Below are 493 nucleotides of genomic sequence, written 5' to 3' on the forward strand. Positions count from 1 at the left end.
TGTGGGTTGTTGTGTTGGTTGTTGTGTGTGTGGGGTTGGTGTGGGGGTTGTTGTTGTGTTTGTTGTTGGTGTTGTTGTTTGTGGTGGGGGTGGTTTGGGTGTGGGGGTGGTTGTTGGGGGGTTTTGGGTTGGGGGTTTTGTTGTTGGTGGGGTTGGTTGTGGTGGGGGGGTTGGTGGTGTTGGGTTTTTGGTTTTGGGGGTGGGTGTGTTTGTTTTTTGTGTGTTGGGGGGTTGGTTGGTTTTTGGGGGTGTTGGTGGGGTTTGTGTGGGGGTTGTGGTTGGGGGTGTGGGTGGTTTGGTTGTTTTAGGGGTTGGCGTTGTTTTGTGTTGGGGTGGTGTGTTGGTTGTTTTTGGTGTTTTGGTAGGTTGTGGTGGTGTGGTGGTGTTTTGTTTTGGGTGGGTGTGGGATTTGCGGGGTTGCTGCTGGGAGTTTGACGAAGTTCGGGAGAGGGAGGTCGTTGTTTTGCGTTGTGTGTTTTGTGGTGTTTGGGGC

At 52.7% G+C, this 493-nt stretch carries 2 protein-coding genes; one reads left to right on the forward strand and one right to left on the reverse strand.

Annotated features, from left to right (window positions below; genetic code table 11):
• Nucleotides 1-308, forward strand: a 308-nt coding sequence (locus tag ACTHTJ_RS10775; RefSeq protein ID WP_440362675.1) for a hypothetical protein, incomplete at its 5' end; no start/stop codon positions are given.
• Here the strand turns inward: ACTHTJ_RS10775 and ACTHTJ_RS10780 are convergent.
• Nucleotides 305-493 (reverse strand): hypothetical protein (locus ACTHTJ_RS10780; protein ID WP_440362676.1); only part of this gene is annotated, 189 nt, incomplete at its 5' end. The genes ACTHTJ_RS10775 and ACTHTJ_RS10780 overlap by 4 nt on opposite strands.

Origin of the sequence: Neisseria sp. P0018.S001, assembly GCF_051957355.1 — a bacterium.
GTDB classification, from domain to species: Bacteria; Pseudomonadota; Gammaproteobacteria; order Burkholderiales; family Neisseriaceae; genus Neisseria; species Neisseria subflava_A.